This is a genomic window from Micromonospora sp. SH-82 (assembly GCF_051132485.1).
GTDB lineage: Bacteria > Actinomycetota > Actinomycetes > Mycobacteriales > Micromonosporaceae > Micromonospora.
The window spans coordinates 5870186-5894119 of the sequence record NZ_CP148049.1; the positions used below are offsets into that span (position 1 = coordinate 5870186).

Sequence of the window (23934 nt, forward strand, 5' to 3'; positions counted from 1 at the left end):
ACCCCCTGACCACCGACGAGGAGCATCGATGACCGTGCAGGACCACCAGCCGCGACAGGGGTACGGGCGGCAGGAGTACGAGCCGGCGCCCGAGCACGACCCGAGGTACGACTACGCCCCCGAGCCCCGCCACGACCCGAGGCAGCAGTACGACGACGACGCCACCCAGGAGTACCGCTACGACACCGACCTGCCGTACGACCCCACCGACCGCCGGTACGACGACACCGAGCAGCGGTACGACGACACCCCCGACGGCCGGTACACCGAGACCGACCCGGCGTACGACACCGAGCAGCAGTACGACGACACCGACACCGAGTACGACACCGACACCCCCGACTACGACCAGGACCAGCCCGAGGCGGGTCCCCCGCCGGCACCCGAGCCCGAGCCGGAACCGGAGCCGAAGCCCCCGTCGTCGCCGTTCATCCTCTACCTCCAGGGTGAGGAGCACGCCGAGGCGCTACGGATGCTCACCATGTGGGTCCGGCACCTGCTCATCCCGATCTACGCCCGCGAGGTCTCCTCGAACGCCCCCTGGTGCTCCCGGTGGTGGTTGCATCCGGAAGCGGTCGCCCAGCTCTACGGCCTGTGGATGGCGTGGCAGGAGCTGACCGGGCCGCACGCCGGGTTCTGCGGGCCGGCCAACTGGCACCGCGACTACCTGGGACCGGTGATGAACACCCTGCGGGACCCGTCGGGCCCCTTCGCCGGCTGCAAGGCCGGGGCGCACCGGCACAAGGAGCCCCCGCACACCGACCCGTACTGACGAGCGTGGAGTGACATGGCCCCCCAGGGGGCCATTCGCTTCCACAGACCCCCGACTGGGCCGAACCTACCGTCGGGGGGCCGGTCCGGGCTGCGTCTTGTTGCGGAACGGGTTGGTGTCCTGGGTCGGTTTTCCCTGCAGTTGGCTCACGATCCTCGGGTCGTAACCTTTGAGGCGGGTCGATGCCTGGGCGGCCACGTCCGCACCCCACGGCTGCCCGGTCGACGGCCCTCGGTCGGACAGGTACGACTGCTGTTCGGTGCCCGGGGTGCTCCCCGGCGTGGTGTACGGGGAGGCCAACGACGAGCCCTCCCCGTTGCCGCGACGCGGCTTGTCAGGTTGGTCCCACCACCGGTCGTCCGCACTGCTCGTGCTGGACGACGAGGACGACGAGGTGGAGGGGCGGCGGGAGTCGACACCGGCACCGAGCGCCACGGAGGCCTCGGTCCGCATCCGGGCGTCGTCCCGGGCGATCCGATCCGACCAGTACCGATCCGGATCCATCGACCGCGGCGCCATGCCGGGGCGCTGAGGTGCCACGGTGCGCTCCTCCGGGGCACCTCGACGGACGTCACGGGGATCGCCCCCGGAAGGAATGGGTCTGCCCGGCCTCTCCGGCCCCGTCGCGGTGCTCACGTTCCGGATCGCCGAACTCTCCGGTTGCGGGCGGTTCGCACTGATGAAGTGCCGCACCGCAGGCAGCTCACCGGCGCGGTACATGTCGCTTAGGCCCGGGTCGTTCCTCACCAACTCGGTGAGGCGCCGGCTGACCAACTCGTTGAGGGTCTTGCCGTCGATCGGCTGCTCCGCCTGCGGGGCGGGGGGCTGGGCATCGCCGGCGGGATCGTTGCCGTCACGCCCCAGTATCCCGCGAACCGCCCACCTGACACCCCTGCCGATGAGCTTGCCGATCTTCGTCGATATGTCGAAGTGGTACTTGTTCGGATCCGGCGCCGCCTTCGCCGCCCCGGCGCTGCTCGCCGCCGAGGCCGAGGCGGCAGCGGCATCGGCGCTGGCGCTCGCGGAAAGGGACGTCCGGGCCTCCTCCGCGTCGAGGAAACCCCGGGTCTCGTCGAGAACCCTGGCCTGCAGGTCCGACGGATCGACAGGCTTACTGAGCCGCTCGAGGTCCTTACGCAGGATCTCCAGCGCCTTGTCGGTCACCTGCTGATCGAGGGATGCGGGTATGGGTTGCTCGGCCATGGGCACCTCCGGACGTCTCGAACACTGTGGCCTGAGACACTGTCAGTGTGGTCCGAGACACTACGGAGATGATCTGAGATCGGTTCACCGAGATTTGGTAACCGTTCGATGACGAGCGGCCCCCGCCCCCACTCGTCGAGCGGGGCGGGGGCGAACTGTCACCGGGAGATCGGTGCCGTGACGATCGCGGTGCCGTCGACCAGCCCCACAGTGATGAAGGCCAGGTCGTCGACCGGTTGGGCGAGCTGACCGGTCACCTGTTGGGTGCCGGTCGAGGCGGTCCAGTCGCGTACCACGTGGGTGGCACCGTCCCTGGTCACGGCGAAGAGCCGGTAGCGCAGCCCCTGCCGGAGCCCGGTGGCGGTGATCCGGATGGTGGAGCTCTGGTCGCCGTCGGTGGTGATCGATACCGACAGGCTGATGCCCTGGTCACGGGCCTCCCCCGTGGCGGTCAACACCAGGGCGTCCCGGTCGTCGAGGCCGACGGTGGTCACGATGCCACCGGCCAGGACGACAGCGACCGCTGCGGCGGCCACCCCACCCCACATCATGAACTTCCGGCGCCGGGCGGCACCGGGCGGACGGCTCCGACTCCCAGCCGGGCGGGTTCCGGACCGGCCCCCGGACGCCCCGATCGAGCCGAGAACCCGCGCCCCGGTGCCTCGACGCGAACCACGCGGGCCGGGCTCAGCCGGCGCGGCGTCGGCCTGAGGACCCGACGGTTCATCGTCAGGACCCGCCCCGCCCGGGGTCGGTTCGGCCGCCGGGGCCGCCGGCGACCCGGCGTCGAGCGGACCGGGACCGACGTCGGGCGCTTCGGCGTGGGCCGGCTCCGGCCGGGCACCCGCACCGTCGGCGCCGGCCCCACGACCCGTCGCCGCGACCCCTTTCGGGGCAGCTCCTTTGGGCAACGCATCCGGCAGCGGCGCCCCCGGATCGGTCGGGGTCGGCTGGGTCCGGCCCAGGGTGGGCAGACCCGGCACCGGCGCACCCGACCACTCCGTGTCACCGGTGGGCGCGCGGGTCGGGTCGAACTCGGCGAACTCCGGCGGCAGGGTGGCCAGCGTGTTCCAGTCGGCTTCGTCGAGCCCACCGAGGGCACTCGTCACGCTGCCCATGTCACCCGCCGCCGAGAGACACTCCCAGCAGCCGGCGAGGTGTTCCTCGAAGAGGACACGTTCACCCTCGTCGAGAGCGCCGAGCAGATAGAGGGCGAGCGCGGCGTGCTCCGCCGTCGGATTCTCACCGCCGGTACGCATCACGCCCCCTCTCTCAACCCGACCACACCGCAGACGGTGTGCCGACCTCCAGGACGGTGCTCGTGTCGGTGATCTGGCAAGGTGACGGTACGACAAGACATCAGGACGACTCCCAAGGACCGCAGGACGGGAGACATCAGGACGGCTCGGTCGGACCGATCGCTGCGTGCAGCGCGCGAACCGCATAATACGTTCTGGACTTTACCGTACCCTCCGGTATCCCGAGTGTCGCCGCAGCCTCGGCCACCGACGAGCCCTTGTAGTACATCTCGATGAGCACCGCACGGTGCTCCGGCTTGATCTGCTGCAACGCCAGCCGGACCGTGTGCGTGCTGACCACCCGGTCCATCTCGTCCTCGCTGGAGGAGAGGCGGTTGAGGTCGGGAATGGTGACCTCGGGTGGTCGGGCCTGCCGGGCCCGCATGGCGTCGATGGCCACGTGCCGGGCCACCGTGTAGAGCCACGGCGCGATCCGCCGCGGGTCCTCGGCCAGGGCCGTCAGGTTCCGCCAGGTGCGCAGGAAGGTCTCCTGCACCAGGTCCTCGGCGAGCTCGGTCTGCCCGAGGACCAACCGGGTGAGGAACCGCAGCAACGGTGTCCGGTACTGCTCGTGGATCTGCCGCATCAGGACCTCGGGTGAGGTCCGCTCGGCCACGACGTCGCCTACGGCCCAGGGCCCCAGCGCTTCGTTGGGCACCGCCGACACAGAACGCCTCCCCTTGACGTACGGATCACTACCGTACGACCGGGCCGGCGCATCGACGCCGAACCCGCCTAGGGCAAGAGGATAACCGTACTCATCGGAGAGAGTGTTCGGCCGTCGGCGATCGAGTGCTGGTGGCCGGTGCCGGACGCTGCTGCGCAGCAGCGTCCGGCCCGACCGTCCGCGCCGGTCCGGATCGGGGGTTCGCCGTCGCCGTGGTGCGGCGACGGCGACGGCGACGCTCACCGGTGGAACTTCAGGTTACGGATGTTGCCGATCTCCTCAGGCCGCCCGCTGTTGATGGTCAGGTAGACGTCACGCTTACCCATCGACCAGTCCATGCCGTTGCGCTTCCACGTCCACTTCTCCCAGCCGCCGGTGTTCGCCAGGTGGATCGAGCCGATCGGCTTGCTGCCCGGGTCGTCGAGGCGCAGCTCGATCAGGCCGGCGATGCCGCCCTCGGCACCGGAGGCGACCTCCAGCGAGAAGTGCTTGACGAACTTGTCGCCGAAGTTCACGTCCTTGAAGCAGATCCAGTCACCGTGGGCGAGGAACCCGACGTGCTTGCCCTCGCGCTTCGCGCCGTTGTCCCGGTCGTAGGTGGTCGCCGCGATGTTCTCGTCCACGCCCCGGCGGCGCTGCACCCCGGGTGCGGGCTGGCTGTCGCCGGCCGGGGGCTGGTCGCCAGGCGGGACCGACCTGACGAACTCCCGCTCGTTGCCGCCGCCACCCGGCCCGAACGGGGTCAGGGTGATGGTGATCTCGCCGGGCGAGTGGTCCTGGATGTACGAGGCGTCGTCGACCACGTCGTCGAAGGGGAAGCCGTACGCCTTCCGGTCGGCGGAGTGCCGGTGCAGGATCCGGGAGTAGTGGTTGGTGACCGGGTGCTGGTAGTAGGAGTCCCGGTTGGTGACGGGCTGGTCCGGCTGACCCAGGACGGACCTGTTGAACCCGGCGCCGAGGATCGCCGCCACCGGGCCGGACACCCCGTCGTTGGGCGCGTCGAGGGCCCCGTTGCAGAACAGGACGTCGAGCGTGGAGGGGCGGGCGAAGGAGCGTACGCCGTTGTCGAAGGTGAGCTGACCGCCGGAGACCCGGCCACGGAAGGTGCCCGCGTTGGTGCGTACCCGCATCTCGGTCTTGCTGTACTTGTCCCAGATCTCACCGATGTACGGGTCGAAGTAGTTGCCGGAGAAACGCCCCGTCTCGACGCCCTTACCGGGAGCGATGATCCGCAGCTTGTCCCCGATGACCAGACGCCCGAAGTCCTTCTGGGCCGCCATCTCCGCGAAGATCGCGTCCCGGCCGCCGTCGTTGAGCTTGCCGGTGGCCTGCTCCTGGCCGCCGTTGAGGCGGATCGACATGGGGATGCTGAACATGTCCACCATCGTGGTGTTGCAGAACATCCCGGCCGGGCTGTACGTGAACTCCCAGCAGTCGTGGAGGACGTCGTAGGCCGGGTCGCCCTCCACCCAGCCGACCGGGTACTGCAACGCAGGCTTCCCGTTACCGTCGGCGACGATGTTGAACCGCAGGCGACCGTTGATGGCGAAGTACACCCGACCCGACATCATCGGCAGGTCGAACCGGGTCTCACCGGATCCCGACAGGGACACCCCGATGTCGGCGTACCCGTCCTGGCCGTTGTCACCGAGGTTGGCCGGGGTGAACTTGCCGCTCTCCCGGACGTACCCCTGCTGGCCGGACTCCAAGTGGGTGCCGACGACGTACATCGTGATCTTCGAGTTCTCGAAACCACTGCTGTTGACCACGTTCATCGGCAGGCCGCCGGAGGCGCGGGCCCGGGAGAGCAGGGGCGCGGCAACCATCGGTACGCCGACCACAGCGGCACCGGCGAGCCCCATCCCGAGCACCTTGCGGCGGTTCAACATGTTTCCTCCGATCAACGGTTCGACGAACCCTGCCGGTGCGCTCTGAGAACCTCGCGGCCGGCGGTAGCCACGTTGACGGGCCACGCACCCTCTCGGTTCAATGTCGACCGGATCAAAATCAAACGATCCGAAGTGCGACCCCGGTGAACGGATGACACCGTTCGTCCGTCGTCACAGTGACGTCGCTACGCCGGAAGGGAAACCACCCCTGTGAAATCCGACCCCCCCTCCGCCCGGTCACGACTGGGCCCGATCCCGCGAAAGGTCGCCGCCGGTGGCGCCGCCGGTCTTGCGGTGGTGTCCATGGTGGTCGCCGCCGTCGGCTGGGGCGTCGCCCAGGCTCAGGACGACGACCTGGTCGGCCGGACCGTCTCCGACGAGCAGCTCACCACCATCCAGGCCGCGGCGCGTGCCTGCCCGACCCTCAGCCCCTCCCGACTCGCCGGCCAGCTCATGGCCGAGTCGGGCCTCGACCGCCAGGCAGACCAGACCGCATCCGGCGGTCAGGGCATCGCCGGCCTGACCCCCGACAGGTGGAAGAAGTGGGCGCCCTGGCCCGACGCCGAGCGCTCCGACATGTCGGCGAACATCTTCGCCCTGGCCCACTACATGTGTGACCTCAGCGGCCAGCTGAGGGTCTCGCAGATCACCGGGGACGCCTGGCGGCTCTCGCTCGCCGCGTACAACACCGGCCTGGAGGACGTCCGCGACGCCAAGGGGGTTCCCGCCGAGGCCGTCGAGTACGTCGACCAGGCCAGCGGGTACGCCGCGTACTACGGGAAGCTGGTCCCGTTCGGGGGTGTGGGCGATGTCCGCCCGGCCAACGGACAGCAGCAGCCCAAGGCGATCCCCGAGGAGTACGTCCCACTGGTCCAGGAGGCCGGTGAGGTCTGCGCCGAGGTGCCGCCGGCCGCGGTGGCCGCCCAACTGATGGCCCTGTCCGAGTTCGATCCCAACAAGCTCGGTGCCGAAGGCGAGCGCGGCGTCGCGCAGTTCCGCTCCGACGTGTGGCAGGAGTACGGCTCCGAGGACGTCTCGGCGTGGGACCCGGAAGCGGCCATCCCGGCCGTCGGTGACGCGCTGTGCGGGCTGCGCAAGGAGCTCGCCGGTCTGGAGGGCGACCCGTACCTGCTGGCGCTCGCCGCGTTCCGTAACGGACCGACCCAGGTCCGGCAGACCGGCGGCGAGCTCGACGCCAACACCCAGTCCTACCTTCGGGCGGTGCGCGACTTCACCGACTTCTACGCGCTGGACACCCGGCTGAAGCCGACGACGGCTCCGAAGCCGGACCCGGAGCCGAAGCCGGACCCGGAGCCGACGGAGGAGACGGAGGAGGCCAGCCCGTCGCCGTCGCCCTCGCCTCCGCCGCCTTCGGAAGAAGAGAACGAGGAGGAGAAGGAGGAGAACGTCACCACCCCGCCGACCTCGGAGGAGTCCGCCGCCAACCCGGCGCAGAAGCCGCCCGCGACCGGCAACACGCCCCGGCCGACGAACATGAGGCACATCGAGATCAAGGATTCCGGGCTCTGCCTCAGCGCCGGCGTCGGCGGCGACGGTACTCCGGTCACCCAACGCAAGTGCCTGGAGAACAACAAGGCGCACTGGTGGGAGTTCCGCTCCGACGGCACCGTCCGCGTCAACGCCCTCTGCCTCGACGTGGCCTGGGGGGAGAAGAAAGACGGCACCCTGGTGCAGGTCGCACGGTGCAGTGGCCACCCCGCCCAGAAGTGGGAACGGATCAACCACGGCGGCAAGCCCGTCCTGTTCAACCGCTACAGCGACCGGTGCCTGGACCGCACCAGCAAGGCGGTCGGCGCGTCGATGAACATCTGGACCTGCGTGGGCAACGCCGAGCAGGTCATCACCGTTCGGTAGTACCGGCACGCCACACCGGATAGTCCCAGCACGAAACGATGCCCCGGCCTCCACTGGAGGCCGGGGCACCGTCGTGTGGGGCAGGCGGTCAGCCGGCGAACCGCCGGCGGAGCAGGATCGCGATCATGCCCCCGGCACCGATGACCAGCATGAAGCCGAGGATGACCGCCATGATGGTGCCGGCTCCCCCGCCCTCCTCGCCCTGCTCGGCGGCGAGCGGGTTCTGGTCGCCCGCGGTCTTCGCCACCGAGGCCGCCGGGTTGATCATTCCGGCACCGAACTGGGCGTTCGGTGCGTCACCGCCGATGGCGTCGGCGGTGTTGCGGATGCGCTCCTCGACCTGGGCGGCGGTGAGGTCCGGGTAGGCCGCCCGGATGAGGGCTGCCTGACCGGCCACGAAGGCCACCGCGTACTCGCTGCCGGTCTTGCTGAGCACCTTGCCGTCACCGACGCCGAGACTCGCCACGTCGACACCGGGGGCGACCACCTCGACGGTCCCGTCGGCGTACTTGTCGGCGAGCTGGTCACCGGCACCCACCCCACCGGTGAGCAGCAACGCCCCGGAACCCGCCCGCTCGCTGGGCGTCGGCAACGTGACAGGCTTGGTCGGTGCGGGAGCCACCACCAGCACGTCGTGGTTGAGGGCGGTGGCGATGGAGGCGGTCACCGCCGGGTCACCCAGGTCGACGTAGGCGCCGACGGCGACGACCGAGGCACCGGCGCTGACCGCCACCTCGATGGCGTTCGCGGCGTCGGCCGCACGGGCGTTGCCCGAGCTGCGGACCATCCGTACCGGCAGGATCGTGGCGTCCGGGGCGATCCCGACCGGGGTGCCGTCGGTGCTGTTGTCCGCGGCGATGATGCCGGCCATGGCGGTGCCGGTACCGAGGCAGTCGGTGTCTCCGCGCCCGTTGCCGACGGTCACGTCCGCACCGACCGCGACCCGGCCGCTGAGCTGCTGAAGGCTTGCGTCCACACCGGTGTCGATCACAGCGACCTTGACCCCGTTGCCACGGGTCAGCGTCCACGCACTGTCGGCGGCCATCCGCAGCTGCGCCCAGTCCGACTGGCTGCTCGACCCGGTGGTCGCGCTGCAGTCCTCCGACGAACCGCTCGGCCGGGGGCTGGGGCTCGACGAGGGCGTGGGGCTGGGGCTGGTCCGCGTCGGGGTGGGGCTCGGGCTCTCGGCGCTCGGCCGGGGCGCGGGACGCGACGTGTTCGAGGGCCGCGGCGTGGGGCTCGGGCTGGACTCCGTGCCGGGAAGCTGGCCGTACTTCACGCCCTCACCGGCGGCGTCCCAGGGCAGCACCAGTGCCCACCCGGCCTTGAGCTTCGCCGGGTCGGTCAGGCGGGCACCGTCGGGCTGGACCCGGCCGGTGTTCAGGTGGTAGATCTCCGAGGAGCGCTCCCCGCTGCCGAGGAACCGGCGGGCGATCTCGGTGAGGTTCTCCGGTTGGCCCTCGTGCCTCGCTTTCACCACGTAGTACTTGACGTAGGCCTGAGCGTCCGGTGCAGCGGTCGCCGACGACGGCCGGAGTCCGACCAGAACCGCCGAGCCTGCCATCACCACCAGAACGAGCAGGCGGGCAATTGTTGGGCGCATCGCCAGCACTGGGTGTCCTCCTTCAGTCACCACGGCCGAGCGTCACCGGCCTTCACCCCTCTATTGCGGATCAGCGCCGAGTTCGTTCAAATCAAACTGAACCAGATTTCCATGATCCTCGTCATGGGGTCAGCCGAGCGTACCGGCACCCCGTCACGGGAAGATCTCCCTGGGGCGAACGGGGTCGGCGGGCAGGGGGAGGCCGCCGACCACGACGACCGATCCGTGCCTACCTGAGCAACACTATGGAAACACGTGCACAAACCCGGCGGCGACGCCCCGGAGGAACAGAAGGCAGGGGACGGTGGTGACAGGGCTCAACCGGGCTCCGGGCCTGGTCCGAAGCAGGGGTCTGGAACGGGTCCCGGCGACCCGACGTTTCGACCCACGCCGGCACCGACGGGTGGCCGGGCTACTCGACCTGTGGATGGCGACCGGCCCGGAGGGCCGGTTGGTGGTACCGACCGACCCAGGGCGGCCGTTGGACGCCCGGGCCGTCGCCGAGCTGGTCCGACGGACCGGCGACGCAGCCGACGACGTCCGGATCCTCGCCGACGACGGTGCCCGGCACCTGGAGGTGTTCACCGAGGTCGCCGGGTTGCTCGGACACGACGTCCTGATCAGCCCGGAGGGCGCCGACATCCGGCACACCAACGCCCCGGTCGCCACGACCGGAGGCGACCGGGCGGACCGGGGCACCGAGGACAGTCCCCTGCACGCGGTGCCCCTGCACCGGATCACCCGCCAGCCGATGGACTGGCTCGTGGTCCAGCCCCCGGACCTGGCTACTCCCCTGCCCGGATGGTTCGCGGTGACCGAAGGGCTGGTCCGACCCCGTCAGGGGATCGTGGGCCTGCCCCTGCCGGACGGACTCGCCCTCGCCACCCGGGCGGACTTCGTCACCCGCCGGGCCACCGCCGCCCGCCTCGGGGTCACCGCCGAGGGGTTGGTGACCGTCGCCGTCACCGCCCGGGCGGGCGGGTTCCTCGTCGGCAACTACAGCGGCACCCAGGAGGTGCACAGCGGAGGCCAGCTCGCCGCCCTCCTCGGCGACCTGCCCCTCTACGGTGCCGACCTGCGACTCTGGCTGAACTGGCCGTCAGACCCCGGTGAGCAGGCCCTCCTCGTCGAGCAGGCGATGGAGTTGGCCGAGATGACCGGTGCCACGGTCTGGACCCCACCCCCCGGTGGCCGGGCCGAGCTGATGGACGACCAGCGTGACCTGCGCGCCCTCGACCCGGCCGGATCGGCGACCCAGTGGCTGGCGCACCACCCCCCGTACGCCGACGGTCCGGCGAACCTGGACGCCACCCCCGACGGGCTCCTGATCTCCCGGCTGACCCGGCAGCGGATCGTGGTGTCGACTGTGGGGCAGACCCGGGAGCGGACCGTCGACCCGGAGCCGACCGGAGACGCCCCGGAGACCGGGGAGCCCACCGGGACGTCCGCCGCCCCCGGTGACCCGGCCCCGACGGCGAAGGCGCCCCCCTCCGACGACGACCGGCCCGCCACGACGGCGGCCATCGTCGCACCGCTGCCCCGGCCCACACTGCTCGCCGAGGGCCGGCGCAGCCCGGCGTACGGGCCGCCCTGGCTCCGGGCGGGGCAGCAGGTCAACGGCCAGGCCTTCGACGCGTTCATCCGGATCCAGGGCGACCCGGTCCGGGCGGTGGAGGAGGGGATGCCCAGCGCGGAACTGTTCCTCGTCGCCTTCCTCGACCCCCGGTCGGCGGAGACCGGAAGTGATCTGCTGCGGGTCCGGATCGCACCGGGGGGCGCCATCCCGATGGCGGTACTGCGCTCACACGTACCGGCCCGTTTCCAGTACCTGCTCGGCACCCCCGACACCTACCTGCTGCCCGCCGCCCGACTCGACCGGGTCAGCCTGGTCGGCACCTTCCGGGCCGAGGGCTACGGCAAGCTCCTGCCCACCGACGAGGCGTCCGGCAACAGACTCCGGATCCGGTGCGACCCCACCCCGCGTTCGGTGGCGGGGCTGCCGAACGACGTACTCCGGTGGCCCGGGTTCGGCACCCGCCGGGCGTACGTGCTGCTGCCGATGAGGGCGCGTCGACTGCCCCGGGGGTGGCTGCGGCTGCACCGCAAGCAGCCGACGCCTCGGCCGAACCGGTTGCTCGTCGAGGTACGGGTGCCCCGGGGACGGACTGTGGACGTCCGCGCCACGAACGAAGCGCTGTCTCCACTACGGCAGGTGCGGACCCGGGCGGACCGGCTGCACCGGGCCGGAATCGACCTGATCCTCGGCAGCCGCTCGTACGACCGGATCAAGGTGAGCCGGGTCTACCGGGCCCAGGGCGGTGCCTGGCAGAAGATCCCGGATGTCGTTCCCGGTCCGCTGCCAAGCACCGTCGGCCGGATTCAGTCGCCCGTACGCCCCGGCCCCTCCGGGTCCAGCTGAATCGACCACCGGCCACCGGGTACCGGACCGATCACCATCGGCACACACCGGCCCCCGGTGGCCCCGGCGAGCTTGCGCGCGTCGGCCATCGCACCGGCGGCCAGGGCACCGGTGATCACGACGTACGGCTCCGGGAGGTCGTCGCCCGGGGCCGGCGGCGCGGGCAGGTCGTCGAGATTTCGTACCCCGTCGAGGTTCTCGCCCTTGAGCACGTCGCCGACCACCGCCACCCCGATGCCGGCCCGGCGCAGCTGCCTGACGAACAGCGCGGCCGTCCGCCGGGAGGCCTCGCGGGGGCCGACCAGGGTGAGCACGTCCGGGGCCCGGCTGAGGTCGACGTGCAACCGCCAGGGGCCCTGGTGACCCAGCACCAGCGGCAGGGTCGCCGCCGGGGCCTTCTCCCCGTCGCCGAGCCAGGCGTACGCGGGTGCGCCCCGCCCGGCCGCCACGCCGACCAACCGGATCCGGATCGACCCGACCTCGGTGGCCAGTTCGGCGTTGAGGTACGGCACCTCACCCTCGGCCGGCACCGTCGGGCGGGGTCCGTCCTGCTCCGTCTGGGCGGGACCGGTCCGCATCGCCGTTCGTGGTGCCCCGGCCGTCGATCCGGCGGGTACCGGCTTCCTCGGGGCGCGGACCTCCCGGGCCGGGCCGTCCGGCGACGGCTCCGCCGCCGGGGTGGGGCGAGGATCGCCGCCCGGACCGGGCCGTCGGGCCGGAACGACGTCCGTACCGTTGCGGGGTTTCCCCACGGGGGGCGCGGTCCTGGCCGGTGGCACCGGGGCCGGGCGCTGGGCCGGGCGCTGGGCCGGGCGCTGGGCCGGGCGGGGCGGCTCGGACGGCCGGGAGGTCGACGGGGCGGCGTGCCCGGTGGCCGCAGGCCGGGGCGGGGGCGGGGGTGCGCGGTGGGGTTCGGCCGACGAACGGGCCGAGTCGTCGTCCGACGGGGACCCGCCCGTCTCGTCGTCGTCCGGGTCGTCGTCGTGCCACCGCCGGTCCGCCCGGTCGTCGTCCGGGGCGTCGTCGATCCGCCGCCGGTCCGCCCGGTGGTCGTTCGGCGAGTCCTCGTCGCGCGGCTCGGTGTCGCGTGCCTCGTCGGTCGGTCGGCCGATCGACCCCGAGGTCCCGGGCTCGGGACGGGACCGCCCGGCCCTCGGCTCGTCGTCCGACGCCGAGGTGGAGAGGGCTCCGACGACCGGCGCCGTCGTCAGTGGTTCGGTACCGGTCTCCTCGGCGTCGGTCCGCCGGTCTCCGTCGGGCCGCCGGTCGGCGGCCTGCTGTCCCGTCCGGGCCGTCGAGGGCCGGTCGGTGGGCTCCTGCGGGGACGCCTGCGGACCGGTGCCGGTCGGGCGGGGGTCCGACGAAGCGACGGCAGGCTGCGGGGGTCGCGGCGGGGCGGGGCGGTCAGCGGACTCCGCCGACCGCGGGGCCCGACCCGGCCCCTTCGGTGGCGCGGCACCGTCCGCTGTGGCCTCGCGCTTCGTCGCGGGGGTCCGGGTCTCCTCGGGTACGGGCCGCCCGACCGCCGACTCGTCACCCGACGGTGGAGCCGGCTGCGCCGTCCGCGCCTCGGGGCGCCGGGGCTGCCCCGTCGGCGGCCCGGCCGGGCGTGGTCCCTGACCGGGCGCTGCGGGCCGACGGGCCCCCTCACCCGGGGTGCCCGGCCGTCGCGGCTCCTCGCCCCGACCGACCGGACGCGGCTCACGTGGTTGCCCCGGACGCGACTCGGACGTGTCGGGCCGCCTCTCACCCGACGGGGCCGGACGCGGATCGCCCGACGGGCCGGGACGGGAGGTGGCGTCCGGTCGACGGGGTCCGGCCGAGGGTGCCGGTGGCTTCGGCGGGGGCGGCGGCGGGGCGGATCGCTGCGGCGCGGCGGGCGCAGCCGAACGGTTCGTCGCCGAAGGCGGCCGGGGCGGCGGGGCGGCGGGCGCCGCGCCGCGCCGTGGGCCGTCGGACCGGGCAGGTGGCGGCGGCGGGGAACCCGGCCGACGCGGGGCTGGGGGGCGCGGCGGGGCGGACGACTGGGCAGTCGAGGCGCTGACCGGCACCTCCTCGTACCGGGAACCGTCGCCGTCGCGGGAGTCCTCGTCGTCACCGGCGTCCCCGTAGCGGGAGTCGTCGTAGCGCGGGTCCCCGTGCCGGGAGTCGTCGTAGCGCGGGTCGTCGTCGAAGCGGGAGCCCTCGTCGAAGCGGGAGTCACCGTCGTGACGGGAGTCCCTGTCGTAGCGGGAGTCCCCGTCACGGGAGTCGTCGTAGCGCGGGTCCCCGTGCCGCGAGTCGTCGTAGCGCGGGTCGTCGTCGTAGCGGGAGTCGTCCCCGTCCCGGAGATCGTCGTCGTAGCGGAGGTCGTCGTCGTAGCGGAGGTCGTCGTCCAGTGGCGTCCCGTCCCCGACCGGGGGTGGCGGTGGTTGCGGTGCCGAACGACGCGAGGCGGTCGACGACGCCGACGCGCCGTCCCGCTCTGCCGGGGCGGTCGGCGGCAGGGCCTGACGGACCACAGTGGTCTTCTCGGCAGCGTTGCGCTGGTCAGGGGTGGGGGTGTGGTGCCGCTCCGGCGGCCAGGGGCCGTGGTCCTCCAGGACCAGCTTGCCCCGGCGGCCACCCCGGCGCAGCAACAGCAGGGCCGCCACGGCGAACACCACTGCCATCAGACCGGCACCGACCCGGATCAACAGCGGGTCGACCGGGTCCTGGGCCGCCGGGGGCCGGGCACCGACCTGGGTCGGCGCCGGGGCCGGGGCCGAAGCCGGCGTCGCGGGTGGCGGCGGGGCGCGGCCGCCGAACTGGGGGGCGCCGTGGTGGGAGCGACGCTCGGTGACGGGCTCGGCGAAGGGCTCGGCGAGGGGCTGGGAGGCGCGCTGCTCGGGCTCGGCCGAGGTGAGGGGGCACCGCCGGGTAGCCGTCCACTGCGTACCCCGGAGCCCTCGGCGTCCTCGGGGAGCACGAGCAGCCAACCCGGGTTGAGCACCAGTCCGTCGGTGAAGGTCTCCCCGTCCGGCTGCGTCCGTCCCTCGTTGAGCTGGACGATCTCCCGGAACCGGTTGCCGTTACCGAGGGTCTTCAGGGCGATGGCGTAGAGATACTCCCGCTGACCATCCACCACCGGCCCGACAACGTAGTACTGCCGGTCTCGGCAGGGGCTGCACCGGCCGGTGCGGCCGCCATGGCCAGCACCATCCCGATCAGCAGCAGCACCGAAGCCAAGGCTCGCCGCATCAACACCATCGCCTTCCACACACCCTCGGTTCACACACATCCTGCCGTCCCGGCCCCCTTCTACGAACGGGGGTCCCGATGGTTCAACAGGAACCCGTACGGCATCCGAGGACCGAGGCGACGACGTGGGTGGTGACGACGCTCGGGGCGGCCGGGAGTGCTCCGGCCCCCGTTCACGCCGTGACCCCGGTCGACGGGGTCAGCCCGTCGGCCGGGGTCACGGGTCGGTCAGGAGGAGTGCGGGCAGCTGTCCCGGTACTCCTCGATCTGCGTACCGGGGCGGGGCGGGGGGCAGAGGAACTTCTCGTACCGGGTGTCGTCGTCGACGAAACGCTTCAGCCAGGAGATGCCGAACGAGGCGATGGTGGTGTTCGGCGAGTTCGGGGCGAAGTGGCTGGCGGCGTTCAACTCCAGGTACGCCTTGTCGACACCGGCACCCAGACTCTCGTAGAACAGCTCGGCGTGGGACCTGACCGGGGCCACCGTGTCGGACTCCGCTCCGACGACGAGGGTGGGGACCCGAACGCCGGACCACCCCTTGGTCAGGTGCCACGGGGTCAACGGGACGGCCGCCCGCAGGCCGGGCCGGGAGTCGGCCGCTTCCAGGGCGCCTCCGCCACCCATCGAGTGGCCCATCACGGCCAGCCGGTCCGGGTCCAGCCGGTCGCGTACCGGACTCTGCCGGGTCAGGTGGTCGAGGGCGGCCAGGAGCTGCCGGGCCCGGCTGCTCGGCTGGTCGTACCGGCTGAGGGTGTCGATGTTGAACACGACGAAGCCCTGCGAGGCCAGGCGGGGTCCGAGCCAGGCCATCGTCGACCGCCCTGCGGTGTAGCCGGGGGCGATCGCCACCGCACCGAAGGTGCCCTCGCTGGTGCTGGTCGGGTAGTAGACGGTCCCGCCACCGAAGCCGCTGACCTGGAGGGACGACACCGTCACCTCGGCGACCGCGAAGGGGCCACGGGTGGCGGCGATGCTCGCCGCCGTCGGCTCCGGGCCACGCTGGTACGGGTTCTCGGCCGCACCCGCCGGCGGGGTCGGGGCGGCTCCGGTGACGGCGAGGGCACCGACCAGGGCGACGGCGAACAGGCCCCGGGTCCGACGGCGCCGCCGGGGACGTCGGGTCGGTGGGGCTACGGGGCGACGTGCCGCCGCCGTTCGGGTGACGTCGGACGGTTCGGGCTGGGACAGGGGGAACGAGGATTGCATCGACCCTCCCACGGGGTTGACGGATGCCACGCCGGTACGGTCAGGCGGCCCGGCGGGTGCCGCCGGAGAAGCGGCGGCCGAGTTCGTCGGCGACCTGCTCGGCCAGGTCGGTGGGGATCGCCGCCGCGATCGCCTCCGGCGTCAACCCGGCGAGCACTCCGCTGATGATGGCCGGTCCGTCCACCGGATCCCGACCGTCCATCTGGGCGAGGAGGGCCAGCACCTCGGCGACCTGCGACCGGGTGGCCCGCCCGGTCTGGTGATGGTCTGGAGGGAGTAGCCGACCGTCCACTCCTTGTTGCCGTCCCCGGGTTTGGCAGGATCCCCGTAGTCGCTGTTGTGGTACGGCGGCCGGGCGGCCGGGACGGTGTCGGATCTGGTCACCTGCCGTCCCAGCGCGTTGCCGCCGTCGGGACGAAGGAGCGCGTCCAGGCTGCCGGCCAGGGTACGGCCGTCCGGGGTCCGGTACTGCTCCATCAGGTACTTGGCTACCTCGGCTGCGGTGGGCATGTCGTCCTCCTGGATGAGTCCGATGGTGGTCAGGTAACGGCGGAACAGCGGACGCTGGTCCCGGCCCGCCTTGGTCGAGTCACGAAAGAAACTGAAGTGGGTGTGCCACAGGTGTGAGTTGTCCCCGCTGGACCGACGACCGAGACGATCCCACCGCCGTACCACCCGCCCGTCCGGCGAATAGATGATCTCCCGAATGTCGCGACTGTCCGCCGTCCCGGCCACACACTGCGCCACACACCACACCGAGAACGACCGCAGACTGTGCGTCGCCCCACCCGAGCGCACCGAGAACCACCCCACGTCCAACGCCGACGCGTCCAGGGTCAACCCGTTACGATCCCGCGGCGACTCCACCACCGAGTAGTCGTTGGTCACCACCCGATCCGCACCACAGTGATAACCACCCCGATGCGACGCGTCCCCCACGATCCCGACCTCCGCCGGTTCCAGATCGTCGTCCCGCACCACATCCGGATCCGTGTTCAGATACCGCAGCAGCAGGCTGCGCACAGCCAACAACTGCGCCGGTGCCCGTGTCATCCCACACCCTCTGGCGACACCGCCGGCCGGACGGCGACCCTTTGCGAACGCCGGACACCCCCACCACGAACCACCCGACCGAACCAGGGACATCGACGCCGGCGATACCCCGAAACTACTCATGGTCACCGACAAGCGACGAAGCGATATGTCCGAATTCGTAGTGGAAGCATGCCACGAGCCATCCTCGCGAACGCCGCCCGAGACCATTCTGAGCAGGGAAAATGGGTCAGGGGAAATCCCCATTCGCGCCTCGGTCCGGCGTCGGCCGCATCCCGCCCGTCAGACCACAGCAGACACCCCCTGGCACTCTGCGTGACCAGGGGGTGTGGTGCCGGGCGCTGTCAGCGGAAGGCGGCGTGCCCCGTCAGGGTCTGACCGATGATGAGCTGGTGCACCTCGGAGGTGCCCTCGTAGGTGAGCACGGACTCCAGGTTCGCCGCGTGCCTGATGATCGGGTAGTCGAGGGTGATCCCGGCCGCGCCGAGGATCGTCCGGCACTCGCGGGCGATCGCGATGGCCTCCCGGACGCTGTTGAGCTTGCCGAGGCTGATCTGCCGGTGGTCCAGGGTGCCGGCGTCCTTGGCCGCCCCCAGGTGCAGCGCGAGCAGCATCCCCTTGCCCAACTCCAGACCCATGTCGGCGAGCTTGAGCTGGGTGGCCTGGTACGCGGCCAGTGGCCGGTCGAAGATCTGCCGGGTGCGGGCGTACCCGATGGTGGTCTGCAGGCAGTCGTCGGCCGCGCCGAGGGCACCGAAGACGATGCCGAACCGGGCCTCGTTGAGGCAGGAGAGCGGACCGGAGAGTCCGGCCGCCTCGGGCAGCAGCGCGTCGGCGGGCAGCCGGACGTCGTCGAGGACCAGCTCGGAGGTGACCGAGGCGCGCAGCGACTGCTTGCGGGTGATCTCCGGGGCGGTGAACCCCGGGGTGCCGGCGGGGACCAGGAACCCCCGGACCCCCTCGTCGGTGTGGGCCCACACCACGGCGACGTCCGCGATCGACCCGTTGGTGATCCACATCTTGGTGCCGTTGAGGACCCAGTCCCCGCCGTCACGGCGGGCCCGGGTCCGCATCCCGCCCGGGTCCGAGCCGAAGTCGGGCTCGGTCAGTCCGAAACAGCCGATCGCCTCACCGGATGCCATCCGGGGCAGCCACTGCTGCTTCTGCTCCTCGGAACCGAACCGCCAGATGGCGTACATGGCCAGGGAGCCCTGCACCGAGACCAGCGACCGCAGCCCCGAGTCGCCCGCCTCCAACTCGAAGCAGGCCAGGCCGTACGCGGTGGCGGAGGTGCCGGCGCAGCCGTACCCCTCCAGGTGCATGCCGAGTACGCCGAGTTCACCCAGTTCCCGGGCCAGTTCCCGGGCGGGCAGCTTCCCCTCCTCGTACCAGGTGGCGATGTTCGGGCGGATCCGCCGGTCCACGAAGCCCCGGACGGCGGCCTGGAGTTCCCGGGTGTCGTCGTCGACGAGCCCGCCGATCCCGAAGTAGTCGAGGGTGGAGGCGGGTACGGACAGGGTCACGGTCGGGTTCCTTCCGGTGCGGTGAGGTGCGCGAGCACGCCACGTGCCACGGCGACGGCCATGGCGTCGAGCGCGTCGTGGGTCATCGCCGCCATGTGCGGGGTGGCGAAGACCCTCGGGTGGTGCAGGAGCGGGTGGGTGGGGTCGGGCGGTTCGGGGTGGAACACGTCGACGGCGTACCCGCGCAGCCGGCCGGCGTCGAGGGCGTCGAGGACCGCTCCAGTGTCCACCACCCCGGCCCGGGCGGTGTTGACCAGCAGGGCGTGCGGGCGCATCCGGGTCAGGGCGGCGGGTCCGATCAGTCCGGTGGTCGCCGGGGTCTGCGGCACGTGCAGGCTCACCACGTCGGCGCTGTCGAGCAGGGTGTCCAGGTCGACCAGGCGGACCCCCTCGGGCGGGGTGGGCGCGGCGACGTCGTACGCGATGACCGTCATGCCGAGTGCCCGGGCCCGGGCGGCCACCCCCCGGCCGATCGCGCCGAGCCCGACCAGCCCGAGGGTACGGCCGGTGAGCATGGTCCCGGTCAGACCGGCGGCGACCACCGACGAGGGCAACGACCGACCGGGCGGGAAGTCCCCCCGGGCGAGCGCCGCGACGGCGGGTGGGGCCTGCCGGGCCAGGGTCAGGGCGGCGAGGACGACGAACTCGGCGACGGACTCGGCGTTGGCACCGGGGGTGCCGACCACCGGGATGCCGAGCCGGTCGGCGGCGGCCAGGTCGATGCCGTCGAGTCCGGCGCCGTGCCGACCGACCACCTTGAGCCGGGGTGCGGCCTCCAGCATCGCGGCGGTGACCGGGGAGGAGCGCACCACGAGGGCGTCGGCGGTGGCCAGCGGCTCGGCCAGGGTCGCCGGGTCGGTGGCGTGGGCGACGTGGACGTCACCGGCCGCCCGCAGCAGGTCCAGCCCGGCGGCGGCGATGGGTTCGGTGAGCAGGATCTTCGGGGTCGACACGGCGCTCACCAGCCGGTGTAGCAGGTGACCGGCACCGTGTAGAAGTCCCGGGCGTATCCGCCCTGCTCCCGGGGGCCGTGGTTGGAGGCACCGGTCCCGCCGAACGGCAGGTGCAGTTCGGTACCGGCGGTGGGCAGGTTGACCGAGACGATCCCGGCCCGGGCGTCTCGTTTGAACCGTTCCGCCGCCCGTAGGGAGGTGGTGACGATCCCGGCGGAGAGCCCGTACCGGGTGTCGTTGGCGACGTCGACCGCCTCGTCCAGGTCGTCGACCCGGACCACGCAGCTGACCGGGCCGAAGATCTCCTCCCGGGCCACCCGCATGTCGTTGCGGGCGCCGGTGAGCAGGGTGGGGCGCATGAACTGTCCGTCCTCGGGTCGGTGGGTTCCGCCGGCCACGACGGTGGCCCCCTCGTCGACGCCGACCCGGACGTAGTCGAGGTTCTGCCGCAGCTGGCCGGAGCTGGCGACCGGGCCGAGTTGACTGTCCGGGTCGAGCGGGTCGCCGACCCGCAGCGCGTCGGTGGCCGCCGCGAGGGCCGCCACGAACCGGTCGTGGATCCCGGCCTGCACGATCAGCCGGCTGGAGGCGGTGCAGCGCTGGCCGGTGCTGAAGAAGCTGCCGTCGAGGGCACAGGCCACCGCCACGTCCAGGTCGGCGTCGTCCAGGACGACCAGGGGGTTCTTGCCACCCATCTCCAGCTGGAACCGCTTGTTGCCGTGCTCGATGCACTGTCTGGCGACGTGGGCACCGGTGGTGGTGCCGCCGGTGAACGAGATCCCGTCGACAGCCGTCGAGGTGAGCAGTTCCTCCCCCACGACCCGACCCTCGCCGAGGACCATGTTGAACACCCCGGACGGGGCACCGGCGTCGACGACGATCCGGGCCAGTTCCCCGGCCGAGGCGGGGACCAGGTCGGCGGGTTTGAGGACCACCGTGTTGCCGTACGCCAGGGCCGGTGCGACCTTCCACGCCGGGATGGCCAGCGGGTAGTTCCAGGGGGTGATGACCCCGACCACGCCCAGCGGGCGGCGGCGTACCTCGGCGTGGACGTCGGGGCGGGTGGAGGCGTACACCTCACCGGCGGGTTGCAGGAGCTGGTGGGCGTAGTACCGGAAGGTCTGCCCGGCGCGGGTGACCTCCCCCCGGGCCTCGGCGAGGAGTTTGCCCTCCTCCCGGGCGAGCAGGACGGCGAGTTCCTCGACCCGGGCCAGGATGGCGGTGCCGATCCGGTCGAGCAGCCCCATCCGCTCCGCGACGGGCTGCCGGGCCCATCCGGGCTGGGCCACCCGGGCGGCCTCGATCGCGGTCCGGACGGTGCCCGGGTCGGCCTGGGCGTACTCGCTGACCATCTCGTCGGGGCGGGCCGGGTTGGTGTTGGGTCGGCGTTCGCCGTCGACCCACTCGCCGTCGACCAGGTTCAGATGCTGCGGTACGGACATGGTCACCGCTCACCGGCGGTGGCGGGGACGGGCTGGTCCTGCCCGTCGGTGTTCTCCGGGAAGTGGCAGGCCACCTGGTTGCCGTCGGCGGCGGTGGTGAGCTGCGGCTCCTGCGTGGCGCAGACGTCCTGGGCCTTCCAGCAGCGGGTCCGGAACCGGCACCCCGACGGCGGGTTGAGCGGGCTCGGAACGTCCCCGGTGAGGATCCGGCGGTTGCGCTCCACCTCGACCAGGGGGTCGGGGATCGGCACCGCCGACAGCAGGGCCTGGGTGTACGGGTGCCGGGGCCGGGTGTACATGCTCTCGCACTCGCCGACCTCGACCACGGTGCCGAGGTACATCACAGCGATCCGGTCGCAGAGGTGCCGGACCACCGCCAGGTCGTGCGCGATGAACATCATGGTCAGCCCGAGGTCGTCCTGGAGCTCTTCGAGCAGGTTGACGATCTGCGCCTGGACGGAGACGTCGAGGGCGGAGACCGGCTCGTCGGCGACCACGAACTCCGGGCTACTGACCAGGGCACGGGCGATCCCGACCCGTTGGCGCTGGCCACCGGAGAACTCGTGCGGGTAGCGGTCGTGCCACTGCGGGCTGAGCCCGACCAGCTGCATGGTGTCCAACGCCTTGGCCCGCCGACCGGCGCCGGAGAGGTCGGTGTGGACCAGCAGGGGTTCCTCGATCAGCTCGCCGATGCTCATCCGGGGGTTCAGCGAGGCGTACGGATCCTGGAAGATCATCTGCATCCGGCGGCGCATCCCGCGCATCCGGGGGCGGCTCAGGGTGGTCAGTTCGGTGCCGTCGAAGTTCACCGACCCGACGCTGGGCTTGAGCAGTTGGAGGATGGCCCGGCCGGTGGTGGACTTGCCGCAGCCGGACTCCCCCACCACGCCGAGGATCTCGCCGCGTCGGATGTCCAGGTTGACCCCGGAGACCGCGCGCAGGCGTCCGGCGCGCAGCGAGCCGCGTACCGGGACCTTGAAGTCGACCGCCAGGTCGCGGACCCGCAGCAGGCTGTCGGTGGGCGCGTCGGTCTCCGGGAGTACGGCGGCGGGGGCGGGGGTGTCGGGCATCAGCTTCCCTCCGTCGTGGAGTCGACGTGCCGGTCCTGGGCCGTCGTGGGGTCGACGTGCCGGTCCTGGGTGGAGAGCCAGCCGCCCTGCTCGGTGGGGCCGGTGCCCCAGCAGCGGGTCAGCTGCCCCCGGTCGGGGGTCTCGCGAACCGTGGTGAGCTCGGGTGGGGTCTCGCGGCACAGGTCACGGGCGTGTACGCAGCGTGGCCCGAATCGGCAGCCGACGGGGATCTCGGTCAGCTCCGGCGGGCGTCCGGCGATCGGCCGGAGCTTCCCGCCCCGGGCCAGGTCCAGTCGGGGCACCGAGCCGAGCAGCCCCCAGGTGTAGGGCATCTGGGGGCGGTGGAACAGGTCCACCGTCTCGGCCCGTTCGACGATCTGGCCGGCGTACATGACGTTGACCCGTTCGGCCATCCCGGCCACGACCCCGAGGTCGTGGGTGATGAACAGGAGCGCCGTCTGGGTCTGCTTGGCCAGGTCGCGCAGGAGTTCCAGGATCTGCGCCTGGATGGTGACGTCGAGGGCGGTGGTGATCTCGTCGGCGAGGATCAGCTGCGGGTCGCAGGAGAGCGCCATCGCGATCATCACGCGTTGCCGCATCCCGCCGGAGAGCTGGTGGGGGTACGCCCCGAGCCGGGTCTCGGCGGCCGGGATGCGGACCATGTCCAGCAGCTCCACGGCGCGGGTCCGGGCGGCCCGGCGGCTCAGTCCGAGGTGCAGTTCCAGGGCCTCGGTGAGCTGCCTGCCGATGGTCAGCACCGGGTTCAGCGAGGTCATCGGGTCCTGGAAGATCATCGCCATCCGCTTGCCCCGGACGGCCCGCAGCTCCCGGGGGCGCAGCCGCAGCAGGTCCCGCCCCTCGAACAGCACCTGTCCGCCGGTGACCTGACCGGCGGGCGGCACGATCAGGCCCATGATGGACTGCGCGGTCGCGGACTTGCCGCAGCCGGACTCCCCCACCAACGCCACCATCTCGCCCGCGTCGACGGTGAACGAGACACCGTCCACAGCGGTCACCGAACCTCGGGCAGCGCGGAACTCCGTCCGTAGGTCCCGTACCTCCAACAAGGCCATCGAGCCCCCCAGTTTTAGTTCACCTTAACGCCGCCATTCGTCAACCAGGAGTGTTGCACAGACGATGTTCGTCGTCTAGGCTCCCGGCAGCGACGAATTACGTCACCCAGTCAGTTGGAGTGAGATGGCATCCAAGAGCTCGATCGAAAAAGATCGCAGCATCATCCGGGAGCTGGTCCAGGACCCCCGACAGACAAATGTCGCACTCGCGGCGAAGGTCGGTCTTTCCGAGGGATCCGTCCGGCGGCGACTCGAACGACTGATCACAGACGGTCAGGTGCACTACGCGGTGATCCCCAGCGCAGGCTTCATGGGGCGCCCGGTGCACACCCTGTTCGAGATCCAGAGCGCCCCCGGCGCCACCGAACAGCTGATCGAGAAGCTGGCCGGCATGCCGGAGATCTCGTACGTCTACCACGTGACCGGACAGTTCGACATCATCGCCGTCGGCTACTTCGCCTCCAGCAACGCCATGCGGACGTTCTGGACGGAGCGGCTCGGCCACCTCGACGGGGTGATGGAGAGCCGGTCGGTGATGGTGCTGCGGGTGGCGAAGCGAGCCCACGAATGGGCCCGCGACATCGCCACCAGTGATGAGGAGTCCACAGTAGAGACAGGACCGGCGTCCGGCGTGCCCGGATCCGGGGCCTGACCTGAACAGGGAGCCGA

General features: G+C 71.9%; 17 protein-coding genes. 4 read left to right on the forward strand and 13 right to left on the reverse strand.

The features are described 5' to 3' along the window. The first annotated feature begins 28 nt into the window (after nucleotides 1-28). Nucleotides 29-772: a DUF4913 domain-containing protein gene (locus WHN02_RS25740; protein ID WP_434741224.1), complete on the forward strand. Its 744-nt coding sequence runs from the start codon at nucleotides 29-31 to the stop codon at nucleotides 770-772. A gap of 66 nt (nucleotides 773-838) precedes the next feature. Here WHN02_RS25740 and WHN02_RS25745 read toward each other — a convergent pair whose 3' ends face one another. From WHN02_RS25745 to WHN02_RS25760, 4 genes are all read right to left on the reverse strand, one after another. Beyond that, nucleotides 839-1975, reverse strand: a complete 1137-nt coding sequence (locus WHN02_RS25745) for a hypothetical protein (RefSeq protein ID WP_434741225.1) — start codon at nucleotides 1973-1975, stop codon at nucleotides 839-841. 158 nt (nucleotides 1976-2133) lie between these two features. Continuing rightward, entirely contained in the window at nucleotides 2134-3234 is a 1101-nt protein-coding gene (locus WHN02_RS25750) for a zf-HC2 domain-containing protein (RefSeq protein ID WP_434741226.1), read from the reverse strand. 136 nt (nucleotides 3235-3370) lie between these two features. Beyond that, nucleotides 3371-3889, reverse strand: coding sequence for a sigma-70 family RNA polymerase sigma factor (locus WHN02_RS25755; protein ID WP_434741227.1), 519 nt, complete (start codon nucleotides 3887-3889; stop codon nucleotides 3371-3373). 290 nt (nucleotides 3890-4179) lie between these two features. Next, the gene (locus WHN02_RS25760) at nucleotides 4180-5829 is read right to left on the reverse strand and encodes a beta-1,3-glucanase family protein (protein ID WP_434741228.1); all 1650 of its coding nucleotides are present in this window, start codon (nucleotides 5827-5829) and stop codon (nucleotides 4180-4182) included. A gap of 303 nt (nucleotides 5830-6132) precedes the next feature. On the opposite strand from WHN02_RS25760, the gene WHN02_RS25765 reads away from it, so the two are divergent. After that, the gene (locus WHN02_RS25765; protein ID WP_434744073.1) at nucleotides 6133-7704 is read left to right on the forward strand and encodes a ricin-type beta-trefoil lectin domain protein; all 1572 of its coding nucleotides are present in this window, start codon (nucleotides 6133-6135) and stop codon (nucleotides 7702-7704) included. A gap of 88 nt (nucleotides 7705-7792) precedes the next feature. Here WHN02_RS25765 and WHN02_RS25770 read toward each other — a convergent pair whose 3' ends face one another. Then, on the reverse strand, nucleotides 7793-9307 hold the full coding sequence (locus WHN02_RS25770) for a S8 family serine peptidase (protein WP_434741229.1): 1515 nt from the start codon (nucleotides 9305-9307) through the stop codon (nucleotides 7793-7795). Between the two features lie 307 nt (nucleotides 9308-9614). On the opposite strand from WHN02_RS25770, the gene WHN02_RS25775 reads away from it, so the two are divergent. Next, entirely contained in the window at nucleotides 9615-11726 is a 2112-nt protein-coding gene (locus WHN02_RS25775) for a hypothetical protein (protein ID WP_434741230.1), read from the forward strand. On the opposite strand, the gene WHN02_RS25780 is transcribed toward WHN02_RS25775, so the two are convergent. The 8 genes from WHN02_RS25780 to WHN02_RS25815 all read right to left on the reverse strand — a co-directional run bounded on the left by WHN02_RS25780 (nucleotide 11687) and on the right by WHN02_RS25815 (nucleotide 23265). Further along, nucleotides 11687-14683, reverse strand: coding sequence for a hypothetical protein (locus WHN02_RS25780; RefSeq protein WP_434741231.1), 2997 nt, complete (start codon nucleotides 14681-14683; stop codon nucleotides 11687-11689). The two genes, WHN02_RS25775 and WHN02_RS25780, sit on opposite strands and share 40 nt — an antisense overlap. A 490-nt stretch (nucleotides 14684-15173) precedes the next feature. Next, nucleotides 15174-16151: an alpha/beta hydrolase family protein gene (locus WHN02_RS25785; protein ID WP_434741232.1), complete on the reverse strand. Its 978-nt coding sequence runs from the start codon at nucleotides 16149-16151 to the stop codon at nucleotides 15174-15176. A 141-nt stretch (nucleotides 16152-16292) separates the two neighbouring features. Next, on the reverse strand, nucleotides 16293-17204 hold the full coding sequence (locus WHN02_RS25790) for a hypothetical protein (RefSeq protein WP_434741233.1): 912 nt from the start codon (nucleotides 17202-17204) through the stop codon (nucleotides 16293-16295). A gap of 344 nt (nucleotides 17205-17548) precedes the next feature. Then, complete coding sequence (locus WHN02_RS25795; protein ID WP_434744074.1) at nucleotides 17549-18685, reverse strand: acyl-CoA dehydrogenase family protein; 1137 nt, start codon at nucleotides 18683-18685, stop codon at nucleotides 17549-17551. A gap of 38 nt (nucleotides 18686-18723) precedes the next feature. Continuing rightward, nucleotides 18724-19689: a hydroxyacid dehydrogenase gene (locus tag WHN02_RS25800; RefSeq protein WP_434741234.1), complete on the reverse strand. Its 966-nt coding sequence runs from the start codon at nucleotides 19687-19689 to the stop codon at nucleotides 18724-18726. Continuing rightward, nucleotides 19686-21122: an aldehyde dehydrogenase family protein gene (locus tag WHN02_RS25805; protein ID WP_434741235.1), complete on the reverse strand. Its 1437-nt coding sequence runs from the start codon at nucleotides 21120-21122 to the stop codon at nucleotides 19686-19688. Before WHN02_RS25805 ends, WHN02_RS25800 begins: the two co-directional genes overlap by 4 nt. Nucleotides 21123-21124: 2 nt before the next feature. Further along, nucleotides 21125-22192, reverse strand: coding sequence for an ABC transporter ATP-binding protein (locus tag WHN02_RS25810; protein WP_434741236.1), 1068 nt, complete (start codon nucleotides 22190-22192; stop codon nucleotides 21125-21127). Next, nucleotides 22192-23265 carry an ABC transporter ATP-binding protein gene (locus WHN02_RS25815; protein ID WP_434741237.1) on the reverse strand — a complete coding sequence of 358 codons (1074 nt, stop codon included), beginning with the start codon at nucleotides 23263-23265 and terminating at the stop codon, nucleotides 22192-22194. Before WHN02_RS25815 ends, WHN02_RS25810 begins: the two co-directional genes overlap by 1 nt. 124 nt (nucleotides 23266-23389) lie before the next feature. Here WHN02_RS25815 and WHN02_RS25820 point away from each other — a divergent pair, with 124 nt between their 5' ends. Next, nucleotides 23390-23917, forward strand: coding sequence for an Lrp/AsnC family transcriptional regulator (locus tag WHN02_RS25820; RefSeq protein ID WP_350897345.1), 528 nt, complete (start codon nucleotides 23390-23392; stop codon nucleotides 23915-23917). Nucleotides 23918-23934: the final 17 nt, after the last annotated feature.

Excerpts from the sequence above, each read along its gene's own strand:
- WHN02_RS25740 (WP_434741224.1), top strand. The coding sequence starts at position 29 with ATGACCGTGCAGGACCACCAGCCGCGACAGGGGTACGGGCGGCAGGAG.
- WHN02_RS25745 (WP_434741225.1), bottom strand. The coding sequence starts at position 1,975 with ATGGCCGAGCAACCCATACCCGCATCCCTCGATCAGCAGGTGACCGAC.
- WHN02_RS25750 (WP_434741226.1), bottom strand. The coding sequence starts at position 3,234 with ATGCGTACCGGCGGTGAGAATCCGACGGCGGAGCACGCCGCGCTCGCC.
- WHN02_RS25760 (WP_434741228.1), bottom strand. The coding sequence starts at position 5,829 with ATGTTGAACCGCCGCAAGGTGCTCGGGATGGGGCTCGCCGGTGCCGCT.
- WHN02_RS25765 (WP_434744073.1), top strand. The coding sequence starts at position 6,133 with ATGGTGGTCGCCGCCGTCGGCTGGGGCGTCGCCCAGGCTCAGGACGAC.
- WHN02_RS25770 (WP_434741229.1), bottom strand. The coding sequence starts at position 9,307 with ATGCGCCCAACAATTGCCCGCCTGCTCGTTCTGGTGGTGATGGCAGGC.
- WHN02_RS25785 (WP_434741232.1), bottom strand. The coding sequence starts at position 16,151 with ATGCAATCCTCGTTCCCCCTGTCCCAGCCCGAACCGTCCGACGTCACC.
- WHN02_RS25790 (WP_434741233.1), bottom strand. The coding sequence starts at position 17,204 with ATGACACGGGCACCGGCGCAGTTGTTGGCTGTGCGCAGCCTGCTGCTG.
- WHN02_RS25805 (WP_434741235.1), bottom strand. The coding sequence starts at position 21,122 with ATGTCCGTACCGCAGCATCTGAACCTGGTCGACGGCGAGTGGGTCGAC.
- WHN02_RS25810 (WP_434741236.1), bottom strand. The coding sequence starts at position 22,192 with ATGCCCGACACCCCCGCCCCCGCCGCCGTACTCCCGGAGACCGACGCG.
- WHN02_RS25815 (WP_434741237.1), bottom strand. The coding sequence starts at position 23,265 with ATGGCCTTGTTGGAGGTACGGGACCTACGGACGGAGTTCCGCGCTGCC.
- WHN02_RS25820 (WP_350897345.1), top strand. The coding sequence starts at position 23,390 with ATGGCATCCAAGAGCTCGATCGAAAAAGATCGCAGCATCATCCGGGAG.